Source organism: Hyphobacterium sp. (genome assembly GCF_965217055.1).
Classification (GTDB): Bacteria; Pseudomonadota; Alphaproteobacteria; order Caulobacterales; family Maricaulaceae; genus Hyphobacterium.
In genome coordinates this window covers 2,005,133-2,030,338 of sequence record NZ_OZ244227.1, presented here as the reverse complement: position 1 = coordinate 2,030,338, position 25,206 = coordinate 2,005,133, and the positions used below count along the sequence as shown (strand labels likewise).

General features: G+C 62.2%; 16 protein-coding genes. 7 read left to right on the top strand and 9 right to left on the bottom strand.

Going from position 1 to position 25,206, the window contains the following annotated elements; all coding sequences use genetic code 11:
- Window positions 1-8 precede the first annotated feature (8 nt).
- Window positions 9-1,040 (top strand): NAD-dependent epimerase/dehydratase family protein, encoded by a 1,032-nt coding sequence (locus ACOOFN_RS10045; protein WP_420431028.1) that lies wholly within the window; start codon window positions 9-11, stop codon window positions 1,038-1,040.
- On the opposite strand, the gene ACOOFN_RS10040 is transcribed toward ACOOFN_RS10045, so the two are convergent.
- From ACOOFN_RS10040 to ACOOFN_RS10000, 9 genes are all read right to left on the bottom strand, one after another.
- Window positions 1,037-1,828, bottom strand: coding sequence for a sulfite exporter TauE/SafE family protein (locus ACOOFN_RS10040; RefSeq protein WP_420431026.1), 792 nt, complete (start codon window positions 1,826-1,828; stop codon window positions 1,037-1,039). The two genes, ACOOFN_RS10045 and ACOOFN_RS10040, sit on opposite strands and share 4 nt — an antisense overlap.
- 100 nt (window positions 1,829-1,928) lie before the next feature.
- Window positions 1,929-2,813: a glucose-1-phosphate thymidylyltransferase RfbA gene (rfbA, locus tag ACOOFN_RS10035; protein WP_420431024.1), complete on the bottom strand. Its 885-nt coding sequence runs from the start codon at window positions 2,811-2,813 to the stop codon at window positions 1,929-1,931.
- The gene (gene rfbB / locus ACOOFN_RS10030; RefSeq protein WP_420431022.1) at window positions 2,810-3,862 is read right to left on the bottom strand and encodes a dTDP-glucose 4,6-dehydratase; all 1,053 of its coding nucleotides are present in this window, start codon (window positions 3,860-3,862) and stop codon (window positions 2,810-2,812) included. The genes rfbA and rfbB overlap by 4 nt, the downstream gene beginning before the upstream one ends.
- A gap of 162 nt (window positions 3,863-4,024) precedes the next feature.
- Complete coding sequence (locus ACOOFN_RS10025) at window positions 4,025-6,112, bottom strand: M13 family metallopeptidase (protein ID WP_420431020.1); 2,088 nt, start codon at window positions 6,110-6,112, stop codon at window positions 4,025-4,027.
- A gap of 107 nt (window positions 6,113-6,219) precedes the next feature.
- Window positions 6,220-9,627 (bottom strand): S8 family peptidase, encoded by a 3,408-nt coding sequence (locus tag ACOOFN_RS10020; RefSeq protein ID WP_420431018.1) that lies wholly within the window; start codon window positions 9,625-9,627, stop codon window positions 6,220-6,222.
- A gap of 120 nt (window positions 9,628-9,747) precedes the next feature.
- The gene (locus ACOOFN_RS10015) at window positions 9,748-11,841 is read right to left on the bottom strand and encodes a M13 family metallopeptidase (protein ID WP_420431016.1); all 2,094 of its coding nucleotides are present in this window, start codon (window positions 11,839-11,841) and stop codon (window positions 9,748-9,750) included.
- Window positions 11,842-11,959: 118 nt separating this feature from the next.
- Window positions 11,960-15,169: an efflux RND transporter permease subunit gene (locus tag ACOOFN_RS10010; RefSeq protein WP_420431014.1), complete on the bottom strand. Its 3,210-nt coding sequence runs from the start codon at window positions 15,167-15,169 to the stop codon at window positions 11,960-11,962.
- 32 nt (window positions 15,170-15,201) lie between these two features.
- Window positions 15,202-16,491, bottom strand: coding sequence for an efflux RND transporter periplasmic adaptor subunit (locus ACOOFN_RS10005; protein ID WP_420431012.1), 1,290 nt, complete (start codon window positions 16,489-16,491; stop codon window positions 15,202-15,204).
- Window positions 16,492-16,500: 9 nt separating this feature from the next.
- Window positions 16,501-17,889, bottom strand: a complete 1,389-nt coding sequence (locus ACOOFN_RS10000; protein ID WP_420431010.1) for an efflux transporter outer membrane subunit — start codon at window positions 17,887-17,889, stop codon at window positions 16,501-16,503.
- Between the two features lie 246 nt (window positions 17,890-18,135).
- Between ACOOFN_RS10000 and ACOOFN_RS09995 the strand changes: the two genes are divergently transcribed.
- From ACOOFN_RS09995 to phoB, 6 genes are all read left to right on the top strand, one after another.
- Window positions 18,136-19,527, top strand: a complete 1,392-nt coding sequence (locus ACOOFN_RS09995) for an ATP-binding protein (protein WP_420431008.1) — start codon at window positions 18,136-18,138, stop codon at window positions 19,525-19,527.
- A 132-nt stretch (window positions 19,528-19,659) separates the two neighbouring features.
- Window positions 19,660-21,240 carry a phosphate ABC transporter permease subunit PstC gene (gene pstC / locus ACOOFN_RS09990; RefSeq protein ID WP_420431006.1) on the top strand — a complete coding sequence of 527 codons (1,581 nt, stop codon included), beginning with the start codon at window positions 19,660-19,662 and terminating at the stop codon, window positions 21,238-21,240.
- A complete protein-coding gene (gene pstA, locus ACOOFN_RS09985; protein WP_420431004.1) occupies window positions 21,233-22,969 on the top strand; it encodes a phosphate ABC transporter permease PstA in 1,737 nt (578 codons plus the stop codon). The genes pstC and pstA overlap by 8 nt, the downstream gene beginning before the upstream one ends.
- Window positions 22,963-23,784 (top strand): phosphate ABC transporter ATP-binding protein PstB, encoded by an 822-nt coding sequence (pstB, locus tag ACOOFN_RS09980; RefSeq protein WP_420431002.1) that lies wholly within the window; start codon window positions 22,963-22,965, stop codon window positions 23,782-23,784. Before pstA ends, pstB begins: the two co-directional genes overlap by 7 nt.
- Window positions 23,785-23,803: 19 nt before the next feature.
- Complete coding sequence (gene phoU, locus ACOOFN_RS09975; RefSeq protein WP_420431000.1) at window positions 23,804-24,502, top strand: phosphate signaling complex protein PhoU; 699 nt, start codon at window positions 23,804-23,806, stop codon at window positions 24,500-24,502.
- A 14-nt stretch (window positions 24,503-24,516) separates the two neighbouring features.
- The gene (phoB, locus tag ACOOFN_RS09970; RefSeq protein ID WP_420430998.1) at window positions 24,517-25,203 is read left to right on the top strand and encodes a phosphate regulon transcriptional regulator PhoB; all 687 of its coding nucleotides are present in this window, start codon (window positions 24,517-24,519) and stop codon (window positions 25,201-25,203) included.
- The last annotated feature ends 3 nt before the right edge of the window (window positions 25,204-25,206 follow it).

Below are 25,206 nucleotides of genomic sequence, written 5' to 3'. Positions count from 1 at the left end.
GGGAAACGATGGCAAAGGTATTGGTCACCGGAATCAGCGGCTTCATCGCCAAGCATGTCGCTTTGCAATTGCTGCAGGCAGGTCACGAGGTCGTCGGCACGGTCCGAAGTCTCGACAAGGCCGGCGACACCAGGGACGCCCTAGTCCGCCACGGCATCGATCACAGCATGCTGGAATTTGTCGAGGCCGATCTGACAGGTGATGACGGTTGGGCCGAGGCCGTCGCCGGTTGCGATTATGTGCAGCATCTCGCCTCGCCTTTCCCGCTGGCGCAACCGGAGGATCGCGAAGCCCTGGTGCCCGCCGCGCGCGACGGATTGCTGCGGGTGGTGAGGGCCGCCCTGAACGCTGATGTGAAGCGGGTTGTCGTCACTTCGTCGCTTGCCGCCGTGATGTACAATCCGAAATTCAAGGGCGAGTTCGAAGCCGGACCGGACGACTGGACCGATCCCGACTGGAAGCCGATCTCGCCCTATATCGTCTCCAAGACGCGCGCCGAACAGGCGCTCTGGGCCCTGCTCGACGAACGAAATGCGCGCGACAAGGCGACTGTCATCAATCCCGGGCTCGTGCTCGGCCCTGCGCTGGACGAGCGGATCGGGACCTCGCTGCAACTGGTCGAGATGCTCCTGAAAGGCGCTTATCCAGCCGTTCCGCCGATTTGCTTCCCGACCGTGGATGTCCGCGATCTGGCGGCATTGCACATTGCGGCCATGGATTCGCCGGGCACGGCGGGCCTGCGGTTACTTGCGGCGGCCGATACACTGTCCATGCAGGAAGCGGCACTGGTGCTGAAGGAGGCCTTCCCGGCCTTCGAGCGCAAGATCCCCACGAAGCAGCTCCCGGCCTTTGTGGTCCGCTTGCTGGCAATATTCGACGCGTCGCTCAAATCGGTGACCGCCGATCTGGGCCGCCGGCGGATCGCGCGTACCGCCTATGTCACCGAGAAGACCGGCATCGCCTTCCGTCCGGCGCGCGAAGCGGTCATCGCCGCAGCCGAATCCCTGATGGAATACGGCATCATCGAACCACCGCGCTAGGTCACGGGGCCAAACGCATGGAAGAGGCCGCGCAGGCCGTCCAGCACGATCATGACGCCGACCGAGATCACCACGCCGGAAAACACATAGTTCAGCGCCTGCTTCTTGTCGGCCAGAGCTTTCGAGGCCCATGACCCGGCAATGCCTCCAAGCGCGCCACCAAGTATGAACAGGATGGCGACCCGCCAGACCACGAGGTCCGACAGCGCATAGCTGGCGGCAGTCGCACTGCCGAAGGCGGTCACCGATACCAGCGATGAGCCGATGGCGTTAATCAGCGGCATCGCCGTCGATACGATCAGGCCGGGAACGATCAGGAACCCGCCGCCGATCCCGAAAAAGCCTGATAGTCCACCGACAGCAAAGCCCGATCCGGCCAGCCTGGGGACCAGGCGCCAGGTCAGCCGGACTTCGGTATTCCCGCCACTGCGCCGCCTGAGCATCAGCAGGCCGACTGCGATCATCAGCACGCCGAACAGGCCGATCAGCAACTCGCCTTGGACGCGTTTGCCGATCGCCGCGCCAGCAAAGGCGCCCGCCACGCCAGCGGCCGCGAAGACCAAAGCGCATTGCCATTTGACATTTCCGGCGCGGGCGTGCGTCAGGAGGTTGAACAGCGCACTGGCCGCTACCGCCAGCGCGCCGGTGCCGATGGCCAGGTGCTCGCTACCCACCCGCACAACATAATAGAGGAGCGGTACGGCGAGGATCGAGCCGCCGCCGCCGATCAGGCCGAGGATGAAGCCGACAAGGCTGCCCGACAACACCGAGAGCAGGTCCTGAAGCACGCTTCAGACCGCCCCGGTGACGGACCGCACGGCCGCATTCACACGAAGATTCCAGGTCGCATTCGAAACCATTGCATCCCCCCGACGGCACCGAGCCAATCTATCGGCTCCGGTTGAGCAAGTCTTTCAGATATTTCTGGTATTCGGTTTTCGGACTGTCGTCGACGAGCTCGGCAAGCCCGTCGTGATCGATAAAGCCCATGCGGAAGGCGATTTCCTCGGGACAGGCGACTTTAAGTCCGGTCCGCTCCTCAACGACCTTGATGAATTGCCCGGCCTCGAACAGGTCTGCATGGGTCCCGCCATCCAGCCAGGCGACACCCCGCCCGATTGTTTTTACGTGCAGGTCGCCGCGTTCAAGATAGACCCGGTTGACGTCGGTGATCTCCAATTCGCCGCGCCGCGAAGGAGCCAGATTCCACGCGATATCGACGACGTCCTGATCGTAAAAATAGACGCCGGGCACTGCCCATTTCGATTTCGGCTTTTTCGGCTTTTCCTCGAGCGAAATCGGCGTTCCGTCCGGTCCCAGTTCGACCACGCCGAAAGCCGTCGGGTCGGCGACTTCATAACCGAATATGGTCGCGCCCGCGGTTTCCTTGGCCGCCTCCTGGATTCGCTTCGACAGGCCGTCACCGTAAAAGATGTTATCGCCGAGAATGAGCGCCACATTGTGTCCGGAGAGCTCGTTCGCCGCCACGCGAAAGCCCTCGGCAATCCCGCCGGGCTTGTCCTGCGCGACATAGGTGAAGGTCAGCCCCCAGCGCTCGCCATCGCCCAGCAATGCCTTGATCTGCGGCAGCGATTCCGGGCTCGACACGATGACAAAATCTCGCAGCCCACCCAGCATCAGCGTCGTCAGCGGATAATAGATCATCGGCTTGTCGAACACCGGCAAGAGGTGCTTGTTGACCGCATGCGTCAGCGGGTAGAGGCGGCTGCCCGTTCCGCCCGCGAGGATCAGGCCTTTCCATTTCGCACTCATGCGCGGCTTCCTTTGTTGCGGCCGAGGCCGAGGCGCGCGATTTCGTCGGAATCTCGCGACAACCAGTCGGGATGGGCGAGATACCAGTCAACGGTTGCCGCCAGGCCTTCATCCAGCGACATGCCGGGCGTCCAGCCGAGCTCGGCCTCTGCGCGCCCGGCATTCACAGCATAACGCATATCATGGCCGGGCCGGTCGGTTACGAACCGGATCTGTTCGGCATATGGCGTGGCGCCCGGGCGTCTCTCGTCGAGCAACCGGCACAGCGTCCGCACGAGATCGATATTGGTGCGTTCGGCATTGCCGCCGAAATTGTACTTGCAGCCGGTGCGGCCGCGCCCGATCGCGGCCAGCAAACCATCAACATGGTCCTCGACATAAAGCCAGTCGCGGACATTCTCGCCCTTGCCATAGACCGGGATCTCGCCGCCGGACAGCGCCGTCCGGATAACGGTCGGTATCAGTTTCTCGGAGTGCTGGAACGGCCCGTAATTATTCGAGCAATTGGTAATCAATGCCGGCAGCCCATAAGTCTCGGTCCAGGCCCGCACCAGATGATCTGCGCCCGCTTTCGAGGCCGCATACGGGCTGTTGGGCGCATAGGGCGTTTCTTCGCTGAAGGCGGCATCATTCGGCGCCAGACTGCCATAGACCTCATCGGTCGAGACATGCAGGAAACGGAAGGAATCGCCGTCATCCAGCGCCCGCCAATAAGCCAGCGCTGCATCGAGCATGACAGATGTGCCGACCAGATTGGTGCGGATGAAGACGTCGGGCCCGTCGATCGAACGATCGACATGGCTTTCGGCAGCAAGGTGGAAAACCTGTTGCGGCCGGAAATCGGCAAAGGCGCCCGTCACCGCCGCGGGGTCGGAGATATCGGCTTCGAGGAATTGATATCGGGCGGAACCGGCGACATCGGCAACCGCCCGGGAATCCCCGGCATAGGTCATCGCATCGAGGTTGAGGACGTCATGGCCATCGGCGATCAGGCGCCGCACCAGCGCCGACCCGATAAATCCGCAGCCGCCTGTGACGAGTACCCGCATCCGTACGCCACCCCCTTTATATAAAAGCAGAAAACAGCCCTCGGCTCGAAACGCAACCGTCAAGCACACGATGGCGGACGGGCATTTGCCGCTTCGCGCCGCCCGTCAAAGAAAAAGGCCCGGCGTAGGACCGGGCCTTGATCAGGTCGATAACGACGGCGTTTACCAGATGCTGACCCGTTGGTCGGGCGGCAGGTAGAGATCGTCGTCTTCGGTCACGTTGAACGCCTCGTACCAGGCATCCATGTTCCGGACCACGCCATTGGTCCGATACTGGTTCGGACTGTGCACACCCGACAACAGGCGGTTGCGCATCGAATCCTCGGTGCGGATGCCGCGCCAGACCTGTGCCCAGGCCATGAAGAAACGCTGCTCCGGCGAGTAACCGTTGATCACTTCACCGCCGCCATGGTCTTCCAGATACATGCGGTAGGCATGAAGCGCGATCGAGAGACCTCCGAGATCGCCGATATTTTCGCCCATGGTCTGATTGCCACGCACGCAGTCGCCTTCGATCGGGCAGAACGTGTTGTACTGCTCCTCGAGCACCGCCGTGCGGCCGTCGAATTCGTTGCGGGCGAATTCGGTCCACCAATTGCGTTGCAGGCCGGTGCCGTCCGAGCGGCTGCCCTGGTCATCGAAGCCATGACCCATTTCGTGGCCGATCACGCCCCCAATGGCGCCGAAATTGACCGCGGCATCCGCGTTCGGATCGAAGAAGGGCGGCTGCAGGATGGCCGCCGGGAACACGATCTCGTTGCGCTGCGGCGAATAATAGGCGTTCACCGTCTGCGGGCTCATGAACCAGGCCCAGGTACGGATCGGACCGCCCAGGCGTGAGCGCGAGTCCGCACGTCCCCAATCGCGGACGGCATGCGAATTGGCGATCAGTTGGCCGGGCTCCATCTCGATCGTGGAATAATCCCGCCATTGCGTCGGGTAACCGATCTTCGGGATGAAGGCCTCGAGCTTCGCAAAGGCTTCGGCACGGGTTTCGTCATCCATCCATTCCAGCGTTTCCAGCCGGTCGGCGAATGCGCGGCGGAGATATTCCACCAGCTCCGTCATCTGGTCGCGATATTCCGGCGGGAAATGCTGCTCGACATAGACCTGGCCAATCAGTTCGCCGAGGCGGCCATTGACGAATTGCACGGCGCGCAGCTCGCGCGGGCGCTGTTCTTCCGTACCGTTCAGGCGCTGGCCGTAGAAGGCAAAGGACGCGTCGTCGAATTCGGCCGGCAGCATCGCGGTGTGATTGTCGATGTAGTGGAAAGCCAGATAGCCACGCAGCGTTTCTACCGGCGTCTCGGAGAACAGCTGGGCCAGGCTCTGAACCGCCGTGTCGGTGTTGACGATGATTTCTTCCTGTTCGGCGACGTCTTCTTCCTCGAGGAAGGCGCGCCAGTCGAAGCCGGGCGCGAATTCCTCGAGCTCGGCGACAGTCATCAGATTGTAGTTGGCGACCCGGTCACGCGCTTGCGCCCGTGTCCAGTGAATATCGGCAATCGCGGTTTCCAGCGCCAGGATCGCTTCAGCGCGTTCACGGCCGTTTTCGATGCCGGAACGTTCGAACAGACCGGTCATGTAGTCGACATAAGCCGCGCGGTGGCCCGGGAAGGGTTCATCGTCACGCAGGTAATAGTCGCGGTTCGGCAGGCCGAGCCCGGACTGGCCAGTCGAGATCACATAGCGGGTCGGATCGCCCGGATCGATGGATACACCCAGCGAGAACATCGACATCTGCGAGGGACGGCCGAACCAGCGGGCAATGTCTTCGTGCGTGTCCGACGCCATGATCGCATCGATCTCGGCTTGCAGCGGTGTCAGGCCCAATTCCTCGATCCGGTCGGTATCAAGGAAATCATTGTACATCACACCGATCTGGTATTCCGCCGAACCCGGCTCGGCATCGGCATCGGCAGCCTCGCGGATGATCTCCTGCACGCGCTGTTCGGTCTCAAGGAAGAGCTCGGTGAAGCCGTTGAGGCTGGAAAAGCCGGGCGGGAATTCAGCCGTATCGAGCCAGCCCTCGTTCACATAGCGAAAAAAGTCGTCGCCCGGATCGACCGTCTCGGAAACGTGTTGCGTCTCGACGCCCCACTCGCCCAGCGCGGCTTCGGCGTTTGCCATGTCGTCGCCGGCAGCCGCCTCTTCGGTCGCGTCGCCATTTTCATCGGCGACATCGCCGCTCGGGCTACACGCGGTCACAAGGGCGAAACAGGTGCTTGCCAGCAGAATTTTCTTAATCACGGATCAGCTCCCCAGAATTATCCAGCAGGGAAACTAGCCCGGAACCCGCCGCGCTCAACTGACAATGCTGTCATATTGCCGCGAAACACCGACCCGGGACCGGAGAATCAGGGATTGGCGACGGTCCGGACTGCGACGCTGGTGCCGCCGACAATCTTCTCATTGGCATCGAGAAAGATCAGCGAAAGACGATTGGTCCGCGGACTGAAGTCAACCGGCGTCTCGCCTGCGCCGACGATCACGGTAAAGGTCTGCGGCGATCCCGGTACGAACGGCGCGCCGATGATATTTCCTCGGGCACCGGCACACGCGCCGGTCATCGGATCGGACGGGCAAATTTCGGCCTGCAGGGGCAATTCGCGGCTCGGTCGAACCACTACCGCCACGGCGCCAGGGATGGGGCCGATATTCAAAGCGGAAACGCTGAACCGGGTAACCCCGTTCTGCGGCACGTTGACGATACCATCACCGCTCAGGGTCGACGTCCTGGCGACAATGTCCAGATCGGGATACGCATCCGCGTTCAGCCGCAGCGTGTTGACATCCGTCTGGACCGGAGCGGTGCCGGTATTGTCACAGGCAAAGCCGAATTCCAGCGGCGTGGTGCCGTACACGACAGCCGGATCGATCGCCGCCAGCTGGGTCGACACCGACGTTGCCGGAATCAGCCCGATCACAAAGGTTTGGCTGCCGCCTCCCGGAATATTGATCGGCGTGTTCGGCTCACCGACCGTCTGGTTGGTTGCCGGATCGGTGCGTTGGTACGTGAATTCCCCGGCAAATCCGAGCGGCGGCAGGATCCGGCAATTCTCCGCTTCCCTGCCGAACCGGGCCGGATTGACGAGCGTGGCAAACGCTGTGGTCGGTGTGCCGATCCTTCCCGTTCGTACCGTCGGCAGCAAGGCGGCGGCGAGCAAATGATCAGGCGCAGTGTCCATCGACCAGGCGAGATCGTAGAGACCTTCCGTTTGGTTCGGCGAGAAGACGGCGATCTGATAGGTTTCCCCGGCGGTGGCGGCAAAGGATATCCGCCCATTGAGCGCCTCCGCAATTTCGGTCCCGTCGGATATCGCGCCGATCCCCGCCGGGAAAGTCGAGAAGGTCGGGTCGAACCAGACCGTGCCGTTGGCTGGCGCCGTCCATTCATACCAAGCGAACGGGTCTTCGGCATTGGACGCGTTGTCCGCCGATAGGGCCACATTGCCGATATTGGCAATGAAATTCGAAACCCGCCCGCTGCGGCCAGATATCGCCAATGCGTTAGCGAAGGGATAGTTGCCGGGCGGGCCGCTGGGCGCGAAAATCGCGTTCGCAAGGCCGCTAAGTCCGTCAGCCCCCGCCACCGAGATTTTGTACGTCGTTCCCGCTACGGCGTCGAAAACCGTATTGGTGGAACCACGTCTCGCGATTGTCGTTTGCACCGGTGAGAGGGCCGCAACATCATCGCCGGTGTAAACGGAAACGATCGGAGTCATCGTCGAGCTGGCCGCCGAAAAGCTCATCTGACCGGAGAACGGCGCCGTCCAGCGATACCAGACCGACCCGCCCGCTTCCGGCTCACTGTTCTGTGGTTCACCGCTTTCGCGTGTGGCGCCTAGCGTGTTGATTGAAAACTTTCCCATGACCGAAGCCAACGGGCTGGCATCGCCGAAATTGTCATTGGTTGGCGGCGCGGCGATCGACAACCGAGCCGCGATCAGGACCCGGCTGTTCGCCGCCTGGGGCGCGATTTCATAGTGTGACTGGTATGAGCCCGGCGCCATACCCGTGCCATTCGCGAAGACGAAAATGCGTTGCGATTCACCCGGTTGTACCGTGCCATATAGCACCGCAACCGTATTGTCCGTGATCTCTGTGTTCGAAATCGACTGTTCGGCAAACCGGATCCAGGGCGCATCCGATCGCACCGACCAGCTTATTGGCGATGATCCGGTATTTCTAAGCGTATGGGCGGTCCCGAAGGCCGTGACCGGGTCGCGCGTCGAAACAAGACTGTCGAACGCCTGCAAGGGCGTGATCTCCAGCGCGCCCACCCGCCCGGTGCCGTAGCTCGACAGTTCGGCATGCGCCAGATCGATCCGGATACGCGGAGCTTGCAGGCCGGACCGCGGATGCGCGATGTTGCGGCCGGTGCTCTCGAGCGCATTCTCGATCGCTTCGACACTCGCATCGGGATGCGCGGCACGAAGCAGGGCAAAGGCGCCCGCAACGTGCGGCGTCGCCATCGACGTACCCTGCGTTTCGAATGCACGACCGGCGCCGGAATCATTTGCCGACGGATAGGCCGACAGGATGGCCGAGCCGGGCGCCAGAAGATCAATCAGATAACCTGTATTGGAAAAGTTGGAGAGCGTGTCGCTATCGGTCGACGATCCGACCGTGACAGCCGGCGTGATACAGGCAGGCGAGCCCACCGTGTCCGGGTAGCTTTCATTGCCGCTGGCAATCACCGTCGCAATCCCGGCGGTGCGCAGTTGACGAATGATCGGCGTAAGCACGCTTTCGTCACAGGCCGACCGGAACTGGCCACCGCCAAGACTCATATTGATGCTGGCGAGGTTCAGCGCTTCGCGGTTGGCATAAAGCCATTCCAGTGCCGCCAGCTGATCGCTCGTCAAAGTCCGTACACAGGACGGGCTCTCACTGCCGGTGCACACACTCGGATCGGAAATCCGGATAAAGACCTGTACCGCGACAATGCCCGCACCCGGCGCAACGCCGCGGAGAGACTGTCCCCCGCTGTTTGGCACAACGAAATCCTCGCCGGCGGCAATCCCGCCGACATGCGTGCCGTGATGACATCCATGCGCACCCGACTGCGGGTCATCGGCATATTCTTCGCAATTATCTCCGGCTTGCGCCGAAACCGTATCGCTCGCGAGGCCGTTCGGGCAAAATCCCGTTATCCTCTGCGCAGGGTCTGGCGTTGAAAAGCAGGCTGACTCGATGATCCGGCCCGACACCATCGGGTGCTGGTGATCGACACCGGTGTCGAGGATGGCGACGGAAGCCCCCTCACCCGTCAGCCCGGCGGTGTGAAGATCGGCCGCGCCGACCAGTCCGACGGACGTATCCAGCAGGGGGCGGCTGACGCGATCCAGCTCGACGCGGCGCACATTCGGACTGCGAAGGAGCGCCGCGATCTCGTCAGCATCGAGATACATCGCGGCTGCCGGCGTATAGCGGTATTCATGACTGATGGAGGGGCGGTCGACCGCGACCGGAGCCGAGGCCAGGACGTCGGCGGATATGCCCAGCGCCTGCTGAATCGCCGCATCGCGCGAGGCATCCATACGCGCGAACCGCCGTTCGCTGTCGAAATCGTCAGGCGCATCTTCCGCGATCTGCGGGAAGTCGAATTCGACAATCACCCGGGCCCGGTCGCGTTCGGCGAGCGCGGTTTGCAGGTCGGGCGAGACCTCCGGCAAGGATTCGATGGAAGTCTGAGCCATCGACAAAGAAGACAGGCCGATCGCCAGAATGGCACCGGCAAACACGCACCGAAACGAATCCATGAACTCCCCCAACTCTACTGTGTCCGATTAACGCTACAGACCGCTGGGAATTCAAGGAAAAACGAAAAAGACCCGGGCAAATTCACCCGGGTCTTTCTGCTTTGGAGCTTAAGTTGGCAACTACCAGATCCGGACGCGTTCTTCTTCCGGCAGGTAGAGCAGGTCGTCTTCTTCTACGCCGAACGCCTCATACCAGGCGTCAAGATTGCGAACGACCCCATTGGTCCGGTAAGCTGACGGGCTGTGCGGGTCGGTCACCAGGCGCTGACGCAGATTGTCCTCGCGATAGAGGCGGCGCCAGACCTGGGCCCAGGCAAGGAAGAAACGCTGGTCGCCTGTGAAGCCGTCGATGACTTCGGCTTCGCCGTCACAGCACGCATCGAGATGCCGCTGATACGCCGAGTAGGCCATCTGCAGACCGCCGAGATCGCCAATATTCTCGCCCATCGTGAACGTGCCGTTCACGCACTCGCCTTCCAGCGGGCAATAGGTGTCGTACTGGCTTCCGAGAACGTCTGCGCGCTCGAGGAAGGCTTCATTGGTCGACTCCGACCACCAGTTGCGAATGCGGCCGGCCTCGTCGAACTCGCGGCCCTGATCGTCGAAACCGTGACCGATTTCGTGCCCGATCACGGCGCCAATGGCACCGTAATTGATCGCCGCATCAGCGTTCCGGTCAAAGAACGGCGCCTGCAGGATACCGGCCGGGAAGGTGATCTGGTTCATCAGCGGGTTGTACGATGCATTCACCGTTTGCGGCGGATACGGCCACTGGCCGCGGTCCACCGGACCGGCGAGATCCTCGATCTGTTCGTTCCAGTTGAACTCGGTGATCCGGCGCAGATTGCCGAACAGGTCGTCTTCGCGGATCTCGAGCGCGGAATAGTCCGTCCATTCGTCCGGATATCCGATGCGCGGCTCGAAAGTCGACAATTTCAGCAGCGCCTGCTCGCGGGTCTCGTCATCCATCCAGGAGAGGTTTTCGAGACGTTCCTCGAACGCCGCTGTCAGATTGTCGACGAGCGCTTCCATCTCTTCCTTCGATTCCGGCGGGAAATGCCGGTCAACATAGACCTGGCCGACAGCTTCGCCGAGCACGCCACCGACAAGGTTCACGCCACGCCGGTCGCGCGGACGCTGCTCCTCGGTGCCATTCAGCGTGCGGCCGAAGAATTCGAAGCTGGCTTCGTCAAACTCCAGCGGCAACGCATTCGTATTGCCGTTCAACGTGTGGAACAGCATGTAGTCGCGCAGCACATCCACCGGCGTTTCGGCAAAGATCGTCGCCGATCCCTCGATTGCGCTCGGTTGTGCGACCAGATAGGTCGCGACGCCGTCGAGGCCGAGCGATGTGAGGCCAGCTTCGAAATTGAACTGCGGGGCCAGTGCGGCCAGCTGGTCCATCGGCATCGGGTTGTAGATGGCCTGGATGTTGCGGCTCTGCTCCTGGGTCCAGTGGACCTCGGCGATCCGCGTTTCCAGCGCCATGATCGTCTCCGCACGGGCGGCACCATCCTCATAGCCGGCCAGTCCGAACAGCTCGGCGATATAGGCCTGGTAGGCATCGCGATACTGGTCGTAGCGTTCGCCCTCTGACAGGTAGAAATCGCGATCCGGCATGCCCAGCCCGTCCTGGCCGACGAACACCGTGTAACGCGTCGTGTCGGCCGGGTCGGGAATGATACCGACGCCATACATGGCCGGGCTGTGCACCGTGGCGAACATTTCGGCGAAACCGTCATGGCTGTCGATCGCTTCGATGTCTGCTAGGATCGGCTCGATGGCTTCCAGCCCGCGCGCATTCAGCGCTTCGGTGTCCATCCAGCTGGCATAGAGATCGCCAACCTGTTGTTCGACAGAACCGTCTTCACCGCCGGCTTCCGACAGCTCCAGGATGATGTTCTGGACATCCTGCTCGGCTTCCAGCGCCAGCTCCGTGAACATGCCGTAATTCGAGAGGTCGGACGGAATTTCCGTCTCGTCCAGCCACTCGCCATTGGCGAAGCGGAAGAAATCGTCACCCGGATCGACGCTGCGATCCATCCCGTCAATGTCGAAACCCCACTCGCCGATATCAGCGGAAGCGGTCTCCATGGTGCCGGAACCGGTGCTTGCAGAATCGGACCCGTCCGGATTCGCGGTCGTGTCGTCGGTTGGCTGGCTGCAGGCCGCCAGCAGCACCAGACAGGCACTTCCCATCAGTAGTTTTCTCATGTCTCGAAACCCCTTGCAGTGCCGGTCAGGCCCGGCTGAATGAATTAGATGACTGGATAGTAGCGGTCATTGGGAAACTGGCCAGCCTGATTGTCGGGCCGGCCAGTCTCTCGATCCGCTATTCGGCCGGCTGGATCTTGCCGACATCCGTTTCCGGCGATCCATCGTCGGTCTCGTGATAGGTCGAGCCGATGCTAGGCTGTTTCTTCCCGGTCCAGACACCGAGGAAGAAGCGTCGGATATCGACGCCGATCGCATACAGCGCCGGCACCAGAAGCAGCGTCAGGAACAGCGCGAAAGTGATCGCGAAGCCCAGCGAAACCACCATCGGTTTCAGGAACTGCGCCTGGGTCGAGGTCTCCGCCATCATCGGCAGGATGCCGAGGAATGTGGTCACCGACGTCAGGATGATCGGACGGAAACGCTGAACGCCCGCATCGATCAGTGCCTGGAAGGCACCGACACCATTGGCCCGCAACCGGTTCACGAAGTCCACGAGAACCAGGTTGTCATTGATCACCACGCCGGCCGCGGCGCCAACACCGAACCAGGAGAACAGCGCAAACGGCATTCCGAAGATCAAGTGACCGAATACCGCGCCGGCAAAGGCGAACGGAATTGCAATCAGGATCAGCGCTGGCTGGGTATAGGACCGGAAGGCCACGGCCAGAAGGATGTAGATTCCGCCGAGCACAAGGATGACCAGCCGGCTAAGCTCTGCCATGAATTCGGCTTCGCCCTCGGCCTGACCGAATTCCTGGCGGCTCACACCGGGATGGCGTTCTTCCCAGCCCTCCCAGAAATTTTCATCCATGGTCTGCGCGATCTCGCGGCGGGCCGCCGGATCGCTGAGCTCGGCGCTGACCGTGATGGTCCGCATCCGGTCGCGGCGATTGATCCGGTTGAGACCCGGGGCAAATTCCACGTCCGCCACCGCCATCAGCGGAACCTCGCGGCCATCCGCGGTACGGATACGGAAATTGCGCAGCGTATCGAGCGAACGCCGGGCTTCCGTCGGGAAGCGCAACATCACCCGCACGTCCTGTCCTTCGCGCGGCAGTCGCATGACTTCCTCGCCATAGAAGGCCTGGCGGACCTGGCGCGTCACGTCGGCAAGCGTAATTCCCAGCGCCTGCGCGTCGGGCCGCAGCGTGAACTGCAGCTCTTCCGCAGAGGACTGGAGATTGTCGACGACGTCATAAAGCGTGTCATAGGAGCGGAGTTGCTCCTTGAGATCGTCCGCCGCCGCACGCAATTCATCGAGTTCCTGACCGGAGATCGCGAACCGCAATCCCATGCCACCATCGTTGATATTGGTATCGAGGCGGACTTCTTCGGCATCCGGGATCGGTCCGAGCAGTTCGCGCATGCGCTGTGCGACCTCGCGCGTCGACAGGCCGCCCGGACGTTCCTCCGGCGGAGCCAGCGTTATCCAGGCGCGCACCCGTCCGTCGGTCGCCAGCGTCGAGCGGCTTTCGATCATGTCGACCTCGCCCGGGAACTGGTCGCGATAATAAAGCAGAGTTTCCTCTTCGGCGTGTTCCAGCTGCTGCCGAACCGCCTCGGTCCGCTGCCATGCCGTGCCTTCGGCCAGCTGGATGCTGACCTGGATCGTGTCATTCTCGATCTCGGGCATGAACACATTTCCGACCCGGTTGGTCGCCTGCAGCACGATGGCCAGGCCGAACAGGCCGATGAAGAACAGCAGGGTGGCATAGCGCTGCTTGACGGCGAACACGGCGACATGGCGATAAACATGCCGGGCAAACCAGATCATCGTGTCAGCGATGGCGCGCTGTGCTTTCAGAAGCGGCCCCAGGAAGCCCGTCATCTTCTGCGGCTTCATGTGGCTCAAGTGCGCCGGCAGGATCAGCAGCGATTCAATCAGAGAGAAGGCTAGCGCAGCGATCACGACCAGCGAGATCTGCCGCGTGAACTGCACTTCCGGTCCCGACAGCATCATCCAGGGAGCAAACATCAAGATCGTGGTGATAACCGCAAAGATCACCGGCTTCATCACCATTTGCGTACCGACAACGGCCGCGGTCAGCCCGGTTTCCCCTCGCTCGACCCTGTTGTGGATGTTCTCGCCGACAATGATCGCATCGTCGACCACGATCCCGATCACGATCAGGAAGGCAAACAGGGACAGCATGTTCAGCGTCACACCGAACATTGGCAGCATCAGGAAGGCGCCAAGGAAAGCGGTACCGATCCCCACCGTCACCCAGAAGGCGACGATCGGGCGCAGGAACAGGATGAGCGTCAGCAGCACCAGCGCCATCCCGAAAGTCGCGGAATTGAAGATGGTCGACATCCGGCCTTCATAGAGCTCGGAGGAATCCCACCACAGCGACAGCGAGACACCTTCCGGAAGCGTTTCCTGGCGCTCGGCGATAAAGCGCTCGACGCCGTCTGAAACGTCGACCACATCCATGCCGGGACTGGTCAGAATGACCACCAGCGCCATCGGCTCGGCATTATAGGTGCCGATCAGATTGGCATCGACAAACCCGTCTGTGACGCCGCCGATATCACTGATCCGGATCGTGCCGCCGTCTGCGGTCTGTCGGACCACGATATTCTCGAAATCCTCTGCCGTATCGCCGAGCTGCCGCGCGGTAAGCGAGACGTCGCCGATCTCCGTGCGAACCTGGCCGGCCGAAGCGTTGAGCGAGGAATTGCGCAACGCCCGCGCAACCTGGTCGAAGGTCAGATTGTAGCGCCGGAGCGAGCTTTCATCGACTTCGATCGAGACTTCTTCCGACAAAGTCGCCCAGACCTGCACCAGGGAGACGCCCGGAACGTCGGCCGCGACTTCGTCGCGGATATCCCGCGCAATCCGCTGCAACGCACGCCGATCGACATTGCCGTGCACGGCAAAACCGACGACCTGGTCCTCATTACGCCACTGGTTGACGATTGGCCGGAAGGACGATGGCGGCAGATTGTTGACCGAATTGACCTGTTGTTCGATCTCGTTGATGAAGGTCTGCATGTCGACCGTACGCGTGCCTTCAATATTGATAAAGGCACTGCCCTCACGGGACGTGGAGGTGATGGTCTCGATCCCGTCGACGGACGATACCGCCTCCTCGATCCGGACCGTAACCTGCTCTTCCATTTCCTGCGGCGAGGCTCCCGGCCAGGCAACGGAAACCGTCGCGCCGGAAAAACTTGCCGTCGGGAAGACTTCCCGCGTCATCGACAAGTAGGCAAGGACACCGCCGACCATCGCCACCAGCATCAGGAGATTGGCGGCAACCCCGTTGGCAGCCCACCAGGCGATAATGCCCTTATGTTCGGTTTCCACTTTGGGATCTGTCATCACCGCCTCCTCGCTCGCGGTTAATTGCGGCCTTACTCGGTCGCGCTGGCAACTTGGGCATCGCCTTCGGCATCACCGGAAGCGGCCTCATCGCCATTGTCTTCATCTTCGTCTTCGCCGGTCGGCAGCGTGGCCGAACGCTCTTCGACGAGTTCGCCATCCTGGTCGAATGTCCGAATTCGCATGCCGTCGCTTGCGGCACGGATCGGGCTCGTGACCACCATGTCATCCGTCGTAACGCCGCCAGAAACTACCAGACGTTCGGGGCTCGATGTGATCACACTCACGTTACGGACGCTCAGCAATCCGCCCTCGCCTGCGACGTAGACCGTGTTGGATCCGCGCAGCGCTGACCGCGGCAGAATATAGGCGTCGCTGACCGTGCGGCCTTCGATCTCCGCGTCGACAAACAGGCCGACCGGCAGCGGCGAACCACCTTCTTCAGCTGCAGCACCATACGGGTCGTCGACACGGGCAATCCCGTAGAGCACACGCGTCTGAGTATCGATGGAGCTGTCGGTCCGGACGAGCTCGGCGTGCCACTCGCGATGCTGCCCGGCCAAGGTCGCGGAAATGCGAACCTGCGGACCCGGATTGTCGTCAGTCGCCTGGAAAGCCACCGGGATGTTGAGCATTGACAGCTCGTCATCATTCAGCGGCAACCGGATCTGCACGGCATCCGTTGCAAACACCTCACCCAGGGGCACGCCCGGGGAGACGAATTGACCGAGATCAGCCGATTTCGCGCGAACACGGCCATCAAACGGCGCCGAGATCTGCGTGCGTTGCAGGTTCAGACGGGCTTCCTGGAGTTGTGCCTGGGCAGCAGCCAGCGAGGCGCGCGCCTGTGCCAGTTGCGGCTCCCGCAATGTCAGGGACGACGCTTGACCCTCGCCAAGCTGTTCCCATTCAGCAGCAGCCAGGTCGGCTTCAGCCTGCTCGCGAACCAGGGCCTGTTGTGCCTGCGCGACCTGGGCCTGGGCCCGCGTCACCGCGAGCAGATAGTCTGCATCGTCAATGCGGATCAGCGTCTCGCCGGCTTCAAAGAACCCGCCTTCGATGAAATTCGGATTTACATAGACAATACGGCCGGAGACCTGCGGCAGCAGGCTGATCTGGATCATCGGCCGGACTTCACCCTGGGTCGAGACCCGGAGCGTGACATCGGTGTTCTCGACCGGTGCGGCAAACACCGCGACCGGGCGCGGCTCGGCGCTCGCGCGCTCGGGCTCGGGCGCTGTTGCGAAGAGCGCGACATAGGCCAGGACGAACACGACCGCGACGCCTCCGAAAATCAGAACAGACAGAATAATACGGCCCATGACGACCTCCTAACCCTCCAGGTTCCGCAAATCGGGCGCGTCGAAATCGCCGCCGATCGCAAGATAGATATCAACTCGATTGGTGGCGCGCTCACGGCGCGCCGATATGTACTGGCCCTCTGCAGCAATTCTGCGGCTCTGGGCGTCCAGCAGTTCAAAAACCGTCGCAAGACCGGACCCGTATTGACGGATCACCAGCTGTTCGGCGGCGGCAGCCTGTTCGTAAGCGGTCTGCAGCGCCTCGACGCGGGCAGCCAGAATTCCATCCGCATAGATGGCATCCTCGGCCTCGCGCCACGCGGCCAGCACCGTGCCGGCATAGGTTCGCAAGGCGGCTTCCGCGGCCGCAGCAGCGCGATCGCGCTCAGCGCGCAGAGACCCGCCATTGAAGATCGGAGCGGTCAACCCGCCGATCAGCGTAGCGACCACTGTATCCATGTCGAACAGGTCGGCTGGATCGGCGCCGCCGGAATCAAGATTGCCGCGCAGCGTCAGGCTTGGCAGCAAGGCATTGCGGGCGATCATGGCTTGCAGGCCCAGCGCCTCAAGCCGCGCTTCCGCCGCGACCAGGTCTGGTCGCCGTGCCAGCAAATCACCCGGCGCGCCAATACCGGTCAGGTCCTCGAACTCGGGCAGGTCGGCGTCGTGCTGGATCGTACCGGACGGATAGCGCCCCAGCAGGATCTCAAGATTGCGCGCCGCGGACGCTTCTGCGCGTCGACGCGAAGCTAGCGCGGCCTCGCTCGATGCCAGCGCCGAGCGGAAAGTGCGAACGTCAGATGAGCGCGAGACACCGGCCGAGAAGCGGCGCTCGATCAACGCCAGCGAGTTTTCCTTGGCCCGGACATCTCGCTCTGCCAGCTCGGTTTGAAGCCGCGCTTCGATCAGCAGGAACCAGGCGCGTGCGACCTGGCCGGCAATCGACAAGCGGGCACCCTCGAAATCGGAATCCGTCGCTTCGAATTCGAGCAAGCCGGCGCGCGCCCGCGCACCGAGGCTGCCCCAGAGGTCGGCTTCCCAGCTCACCCCGAGTCCACCAGCATAATTGGTAGAGCTGGACGTCTCGGTTTCGCGTTGGGTAACCGTCAAATCTGCGTTGACGTTCGGCAGACGCCCGGCATTGGCGGCCCGGGCACTTGCGCGCGCCGCCCGAATGCGGGCCTCAGCGGCCAGAAGGCTGGGATTGTCGGTAACCGCCTCATCGACAAATTGCATCAATCGCGCATCGTCAAATGTAGCGATCCAGTCATCCATGAGGCTGGCATCCGCGACCGGGCTCGAAGCCCAGCCGGCGGGCGCCGAACCGCTGATGGCTGATGCGCGCGGGACCTGACCAGCTGACGCGCATGAAGCTAGGGCAATTGCGGTTGCCGAAAGAAGGAGTGTTCTCTTGATCATCTTGCACTCTTGATGCCGGAGGGGGCCGGATTGGATGCACCCTAAAAGCCACTTTTCGAAAGTCAACAAAAATTTATCGAATAACACTAAATCCCTATCGAAGATCATGAAATGCCTCTCGAATATCACTATCCAACCGCGGCGATTCCGGCTCGGGCCAGGAAACGCCGCATCAAGCCGAAGCGGTTGATTGCCAAGACATTTGCGGCCCTTATGTGCCGCGCTTGGCCGCGAAGCGAGTGAATTTTGAGCAATAACTCTCAACCGGAACACGAAGGCCGACGGCTGCGCCGCCGCGACATGATCGCGCTGACGCTGAATTCAGTGGCCGTTCTTTTGATACTCGGGCTCACCGGCGCCATGAATATCTGGGTCGCGCTGACCGCGATCGCAGCGATTTCAGCCATGTCCGTCATCTATTTCCTGCTGATCTCCTCGACCGCATCGGAACATGAAGCCGCCCCCCCCGATGCCGTGGCGAAACCCGGCAGTTTGTTCGACATGTCTCCGGCGCACGAGATGCTCGAGAGCTTGCCCTTTCCCGTCATGCTTGTCGGACCCGGTGGGCGCATCGAAAGCGCCAACCCGTCGGCGCATGAATTTCTCGGACTCGGATCGGAATCCGGCCTGCTTTCCGGTTCGCTGCGACAGCCGAAAGTGCTCGAAGCGGTCAGCGGTGTGCTCCGCGGGGAAGCCGGGCGGCTTGTGGAGTACTCCACATTCGCCCCGATCGAGAGCCATGTCCGCGTTCATGTCATACCGCTCAAGGTCAGGGAAACCGGCAGCTTTCCCTGGCGCGCGCTTCTCGTGCTCGCTGATGAAACCGCGAGCAAGCGAGCCGAGCGGATGCGGGGAGATTTCCTGGCCAATGCCAGCCACGAGCTTCGGACCCCCCTCGCCTCGCTCGCCGGCTTTATTGAAACCCTCAAGGGACACGCCCGCGAAGACATCGAGGCGCGAGATCGGTTTCTGACGATCATGCAGGATCAGACGGAGCGCATGCGCCGCCTGATCAACGACCTCCTGTCATTGAGCCGTATCGAGATGGACGAGCATGTGCCCCCGAGCGGCGAGGCCGATCTGACGGCAATGACCCAGGATACGATCGACTCCCTGGCGCCGCAGGCTGCCGCAAAAGCGATCAGCGTCGACTTCGAGGGCGACGCCACGGCGAAAGTGATCGGTGAACGCGATCAGCTGTTCGAAATCGCCCAGAATCTGATCGAGAATGCGATCAAGTATTCCAGCAATGGGACGCGCATCGTTTGCGACGTCCACGGTGATATCGGCCGCGAAGATATCGACAGGCTCACCCATAGTCTCGGGCCGCAGGCGGGCCGATTGACGATCGCCAATCCGGCGCTGCCCGCCGGACGACGATTTGCCATGCTGCGCGTCCGCGACGCTGGCAAGGGGATCGAGCGCCGGCACCTGCCCCGCCTGTCCGAGCGCTTTTATCGCGTTGACGGACAGAAGAGCGGGCCCAGGGAAGGCACCGGGCTGGGTCTCGCCATCGTCAAGCACATTGTCAGCCGGCACCGCGGCGGGTTTTTCGTCGAAAGCCTGCCGGGCGAAGGCACAATCTTCTCGGTTTGCATACCGAATACTCCGGCAGCAGCGCCCACGGCGCAGACCTGACCCACAGCGCCCGCCGCGACCGTCATCAAACTGTTATCGAACTGACATAACGGCGCCGTCAAGCGGCTGCTAGGGGACGCGGCAACACCCGCCGGCAACCTTTGCCCGCGCCGATTCTGCTTTGGGACAACCATGCCGATCAATGCCCTGCTGCTCCTGAGTTTGCTCGTGCTGATCTCGACGGCGTTCTATCTCGGCCGCTCGCGCGCCATGCGATCGGCCGGCGAAGGCACCATTCCGCTGCACTCCCTACCCAATTACCACGGCTACTTCGTAGCCCTTTGGACCGGCGTTCCGGCACTGATCCTCGTCGCCAGCATCGCGGTATTTGGCAATATTCTGACCAACAGCTTCGTCGAATCGCGGCTTAACGGCGCGGCCGAACCGCTCCGGGCCGAGTTCGAAACCCGCCTCGCCACCGAGCGAACACTCGCCGATACCGCCGCAACAGGTGATCAGACCACCGCGCGGACGCAGGCAGCGGAACGCAGCGCCGAAATTGCCGAGGACATCAGACAGTCAGCCCGGGCAGAGGGCCGATCCGCCCTCGCCTTGGCCGGTTTTCACTACTTCACTTTGCCGGAGGAACGCCGCCAGCTGTTCCTGAATGATGCGCGTGCGCTCGCATTCGGCGGCCAGCCCAGCCAGGTAACGCCCGAAACGCAGATCGCCGCCAGTATTCTTCGTCCGGCAGACCGGGCGTTCCGCTATGGCGGCGCCGGCCTGGCAGTATTGCTGGCGCTCGCCGGCCTGGTCTGGTCACGTTCACGGATACGCGCCGGTTTCCGCGCACGAAATCGCGTCGAAGCCGCTTTCATGGGTTTCCTGATATTCTGCTCGGCAATCGCCATCCTGACGACGATCGGCATCGTCGCATCCCTGCTTTTCGAATCGCTCCGCTTTTTCGAGGCGATCGACTGGCGCCTTCACGAATTCCTGTTCGGTACGCAATGGAGCCCGCAGATCGCGATCCGCGACGACCAGGTCGGTCAGTCCGGCGCATTCGGCGCAGTGCCATTGTTTGCCGGCACGTTCATGATCACCGTGATCGCCATGCTGGTCGCCGGGCCCATTGGGCTGTTCGCGGCAATCTACCTGTCCGAATATGCCGGCCAGCGCACCCGCAATGTCGTGAAGCCGGTCATGGAAATCCTCGCCGGTATTCCGACGGTCGTTTACGGCTTTTTCGCCCTGCTTACCGTAGGCCCGGCGATCCGCGCCGCAGCGCAATGGGTGGGCTTCGAAAGCGCTGTCACCCAGTCTGCCCTTTCCGCCGGTCTGGTCATGGGCGTGATGATCATCCCCTTCGTGTCGTCGCTGTCGGACGACGTCATCAACGCCGTGCCGCAAAGCCTGCGTGACGGTGCTTATGCGATGGGGGCAACCAAGTCGGAAACCGTCAAGCAGGTCGTGTTGCCGGCGGCGCTGCCTGGCATTGTCGGCGCCCTTCTCCTTGCGGTCAGCCGCGCTGTCGGCGAGACCATGATCGTCGTGATGGCCGCCGGACAGGGCGCCAACCTGACAGCGAACCCGCTGGAATCCGTCACCACCATCACTGTTCAGATCGTGATGCTGCTGACCGGTGACCAGGAATTTGACAGCGCCAAGACGCTGTCGGCTTTCGCGCTCGGCCTCGTCCTGTTCATTTTCACCCTTGCCCTCAACGTGATCGCGCTCCGCGTGGTCCAGCGCTACCGCGAAAAATATGACTGATCGGAAAGACATACGGGCCGCCGTCAAGGCAAGGCTCGCCCGGCGCTACCGCGCCGAAGCGCGCTTCCGCATGTTCGGCGTTCTGGCGATCGTGGTCGCGATCTCCGTGCTGGTGCTGCTGATCGGGTCGATCGCGCTCCAGTCGGTGCCGGCCTTTCGTACCTATGAGCTGACGCTCGAAGTCGAGCTCGATCCGGCACGCGTCGATCCTGCCGGCGACCGAAGCGAGGCATCCTTGCGGCGCGGCAGCTATAACCGCCTGCTGCAGGATGGACTGCGCGACGCCTTCCCGGGCATCGACTCCCGATCGGATCTGCGGGAATTGTTCGGCCTCTACTCCTCGCTGAATTCTGCCCGCCTGCTCGACCGGGTGATCGCCAATCCGGACCTCGTCGGGCAGACCATCAATTTTACATTCCCGATCTCTGACGATGCCGACCTCTATCTCAAGGGGCTGACCACCGATTCAAGCGAAACCGCACCGGAGCTCGAGGCCACGCCGTCAGGGACAACGGGCGTCATCACCCTGTTCGCCGATGCGAATGTGTTCTCTCCGATCGTCACCGACATCCGCGTCCGGCTCAATGAACAGGCCGAACAGCTTGAAAACCGTGCCGAGCGCTATGCCCAGCGCGCTGAGTTCTCCGCCAGTTCCGATGCCGCCGATCGGCTTCTGCGCGAGGCGGAAATGGCTCGAACGGAAGCCGCGGAACTGCGCGCGCGCGCCGGTCCGGGCAACTCCACCGTCGAGATGTCGCCGGAACTTCCCAGTCGTCTGGTGCGGATAAACGGCGGCATCGTGGCAATCGAACGCATCGGCGACAGCGGCCGCATGGCGGAAGGCCGTGTACTCGTCAGTCTCGAGAACACCGCGCCAAGCAGCGACTGGCGAATCTGGACGCTGGAGGTTCCGCAATCGGCGCGCCGTATCAGCGATGCCCAGATTGCCTGGGCCGAGACCCTTCGCGAACGCGGTATCGTGCGCGCGGCGTTCAACACCTATCTGTTCACCAATGCCGATTCCCGCGAACCGGAACTCGCCGGTGTGCTGGGCGCGATGATCGGGTCTGCGCTGACGATGATCGTCACCATGTTTCTCGCCGTCCCGATCGGTGTGGCGACCGCTGTCTATCTCGAAGAATTCGCCCCCAAGAACCGGTTTACGGGTTTCATCGAGGTCAATATCAACAATCTTGCCGCCGTGCCCTCCATCGTTTTCGGCTTGCTGGGGCTCGCCGTCTTCATCAGCCTGTTCGGTCTGCCGCGTTCGGCGCCCCTGGTGGGCGGCATGGTCCTCGCGCTCATGACACTGCCGACCGTCATCATTTCATCGCGGGCAGCCCTGAAGGCGGTTCCGCCCTCGATTCGCGAGGCGGCCCTGGGGGTCGGCGCTTCCAGGCTTCAGACGGTCATGCACCACGTCCTGCCGCTTGCCGCACCCGGCATCCTGACCGGGTCGATTATCGGCCTCGCGCAAGCGCTCGGCGAAACCGCTCCGCTTTTGATGATCGGCATGGTCGCCTTCGTCGCCGATACACCCAGCCTGTCGGCGTCAGGGCTGACCGAGCCGGCGACGGTCATGCCGGTCCAGATTTTCCTGTGGTCAGATGGCGCCGAGCGCGCTTTCGAACCGCGCACTGCCGCAGCCATCCTCGTGTTGCTGGCCCTGATGATCATATTCAATGCGATCGCGGTCTTCCTTCGCCGCCGCTTCGAACGGAGATGGTAGCCATGCCCGACACATCACAACGCGCCGCCACCGTCTATCACGACGCGACCCGGAACTTGTCCGGCAAGATCACGCTCGAGAACGTCAATGTTCACTACGGGCCGAAACAGGCTGTCCGCGATGTCAGCCTCGACATACCTGACCGGTCCGTAACGGCCTTCATTGGACCGTCGGGATGCGGAAAATCGACCATCCTGCGGACCATCAACCGCATGAACGAGACGATTGATATCGCACACACCGTCGGGTCCATCCGCATTGATGGCGAAGAGATCAATGCGCGCGCCGTCGATCCGGTGATCCTGCGGGCGCGCGTCGGCATGGTGTTCCAGAAGCCGAACCCGTTCCCGAAGTCGATCTACGATAACGTGGCCTATGGCCCGCGCATTCACGGCCTCGCCAGTGGCCGCGCCGAGCTCGATGACGTCGTCGAAACCAGCCTGCGGAAGGCCGGCTTGTGGGATGAGGTCTCCGACCGGCTCGATCAACCGGGAACAAGCCTGTCTGGCGGCCAGCAGCAGCGGCTGGTCATTGCGCGCGCAATCGCCGTCAGTCCGGAAGTCATCCTGATGGACGAACCGTGTTCGGCCCTCGACCCGATCGCAACGGCCAAGATCGAGGAACTGATCGACGAGCTGCGCGAAAACTATTGTATTGTCATCGTCACCCACTCGATGGCGCAGGCCGCCCGGGTTTCGCAGATGACGGCGTTTTTTCACCTTGGCGATCTGGTCGAGTACGGCCCGACCGAGGCGATTTTCACGAACCCGCTGGACAGCCGGACCCAGGATTACATCACCGGCCGGTTCGGCTAGCGGTTGAAAGGCAAACTGGATGAATACCCCCTCACATACCGTCCGCGCCTACTCCGACGAATTGAACGCGCTCTCTGACGAGATCTCGCGCATGGGTGGCTTGTGCGAAAGTCAGGTCGCCGACTGCCTGACTGCCGTGATACGGCGCGACCCGGAACTGGCCGATGCGGTCGTATCCGGCGACAGGGAAGTCGACGCGCTGGAGACCGCAATTGAACGCCGCGTTATCCGGATGCTGGCACTGCGCCAGCCAATGGCGTCTGACCTGCGCACGACGATCGCGGCCTATCGCATAGCCGGCGATCTCGAGCGCATCGGCGATCTTGCCAAGAGTGTCGCCCGCCGCGTGCATGAACTCAATAAATCTGAACCCCTTGACTTGACCCGCAGCGCCGAGCGCATGGGCCGCCTTGTGGTCTCCAACCTGCATCGCGTGCTGGACGCCTTCTCTGCAGGTTCGGCCGAAGAGAGCATTGCCGTCTGCCGTGCTGACGAAGAGGTCGACGAGCATTATAATAGCCTGTTTCGCGAGCTTCTGTCTTTCATGATCGAAGATCCGCGCACGATCACAGCTGCGGCGCATTTGCTGTTTGTCGCGAAGAACCTTGAACGGATTGGCGACCACACCACCAATGTTGCCGAGATGATCCACTACCTGGTGACCGGCGCCGAGCTGCACCGCGACGAAACACGTCGCGATCCGGCCGACGGCGCCTAGGCAAGGAGACGGTTATGGATCCGCACATTCTTGTTGTCGAAGACGAGGACGCCCTGTCCACGCTGCTGCAATACAATCTCGAAAAGGAAGGTTACCAGGTCTCGGTCGCTGGCGATGGCGAGGAAGCGCTGATGCTGGCGGAAGAATCCACGCCCGACCTTGTGCTCGTCGACTGGATGCTGCCGAAAATTTCCGGCATCGAAGTCTGCCGCCGCCTGCGCAACCGGTCCGAGACCCGCAACGTTCCGATCATCATGCTGACCGCGCGTGGCGAAGAGGCCGATCGGATTCGCGGGCTGGACACCGGTGCCGACGATTATATCGTGAAACCGTTTTCCATGACCGAATTGTTCGCCCGCATCCGCGCCGTCATGCGCCGGATCCGGCCGGGTCTGGCCGAGGACAAGGTCACGTATGGCGACATCATCATCGACCGGGTCGCCCACCGCGTCCGCCGCGATGGCGTCGAGATCCATCTCGGTCCTACCGAATTTCGCCTGCTGGACTATCTCATCCAGCACCCCGGCCGCGTGTTCTCGCGTGAGCAATTACTCGACGCGGTGTGGGGTTCCGACGTGTATGTGGAAGTCCGCACCGTCGACGTTCATATCGGCCGGCTGCGAAAGGCGCTGAATACGAGCGGGCAATCCGACCCGATCCGCACCGTCCGCTCGGCCGGTTACTCGCTCGACCTGCAATAGCGG

What these genes read in the sequence shown, in the direction of transcription:
- pstC (WP_420431006.1), top strand. Translation starts at nt 19,660, where the DNA reads ATGCCGATCAATGCCCTGCTGCTCCTGAGTTTGCTCGTGCTGATCTCG.
- rfbA (WP_420431024.1), bottom strand. Translation starts at nt 2,813, where the DNA reads ATGAGTGCGAAATGGAAAGGCCTGATCCTCGCGGGCGGAACGGGCAGC.
- ACOOFN_RS10045 (WP_420431028.1), top strand. Translation starts at nt 9, where the DNA reads ATGGCAAAGGTATTGGTCACCGGAATCAGCGGCTTCATCGCCAAGCAT.
- pstB (WP_420431002.1), top strand. Translation starts at nt 22,963, where the DNA reads ATGGTAGCCATGCCCGACACATCACAACGCGCCGCCACCGTCTATCAC.
- rfbB (WP_420431022.1), bottom strand. Translation starts at nt 3,862, where the DNA reads ATGCGGGTACTCGTCACAGGCGGCTGCGGATTTATCGGGTCGGCGCTG.
- ACOOFN_RS10010 (WP_420431014.1), bottom strand. Translation starts at nt 15,169, where the DNA reads ATGACAGATCCCAAAGTGGAAACCGAACATAAGGGCATTATCGCCTGG.
- ACOOFN_RS10005 (WP_420431012.1), bottom strand. Translation starts at nt 16,491, where the DNA reads ATGGGCCGTATTATTCTGTCTGTTCTGATTTTCGGAGGCGTCGCGGTC.
- pstA (WP_420431004.1), top strand. Translation starts at nt 21,233, where the DNA reads ATGACTGATCGGAAAGACATACGGGCCGCCGTCAAGGCAAGGCTCGCC.
- phoB (WP_420430998.1), top strand. Translation starts at nt 24,517, where the DNA reads ATGGATCCGCACATTCTTGTTGTCGAAGACGAGGACGCCCTGTCCACG.
- ACOOFN_RS10000 (WP_420431010.1), bottom strand. Translation starts at nt 17,889, where the DNA reads ATGATCAAGAGAACACTCCTTCTTTCGGCAACCGCAATTGCCCTAGCT.
- ACOOFN_RS10015 (WP_420431016.1), bottom strand. Translation starts at nt 11,841, where the DNA reads ATGAGAAAACTACTGATGGGAAGTGCCTGTCTGGTGCTGCTGGCGGCC.
- phoU (WP_420431000.1), top strand. Translation starts at nt 23,804, where the DNA reads ATGAATACCCCCTCACATACCGTCCGCGCCTACTCCGACGAATTGAAC.
- ACOOFN_RS10020 (WP_420431018.1), bottom strand. Translation starts at nt 9,627, where the DNA reads ATGGATTCGTTTCGGTGCGTGTTTGCCGGTGCCATTCTGGCGATCGGC.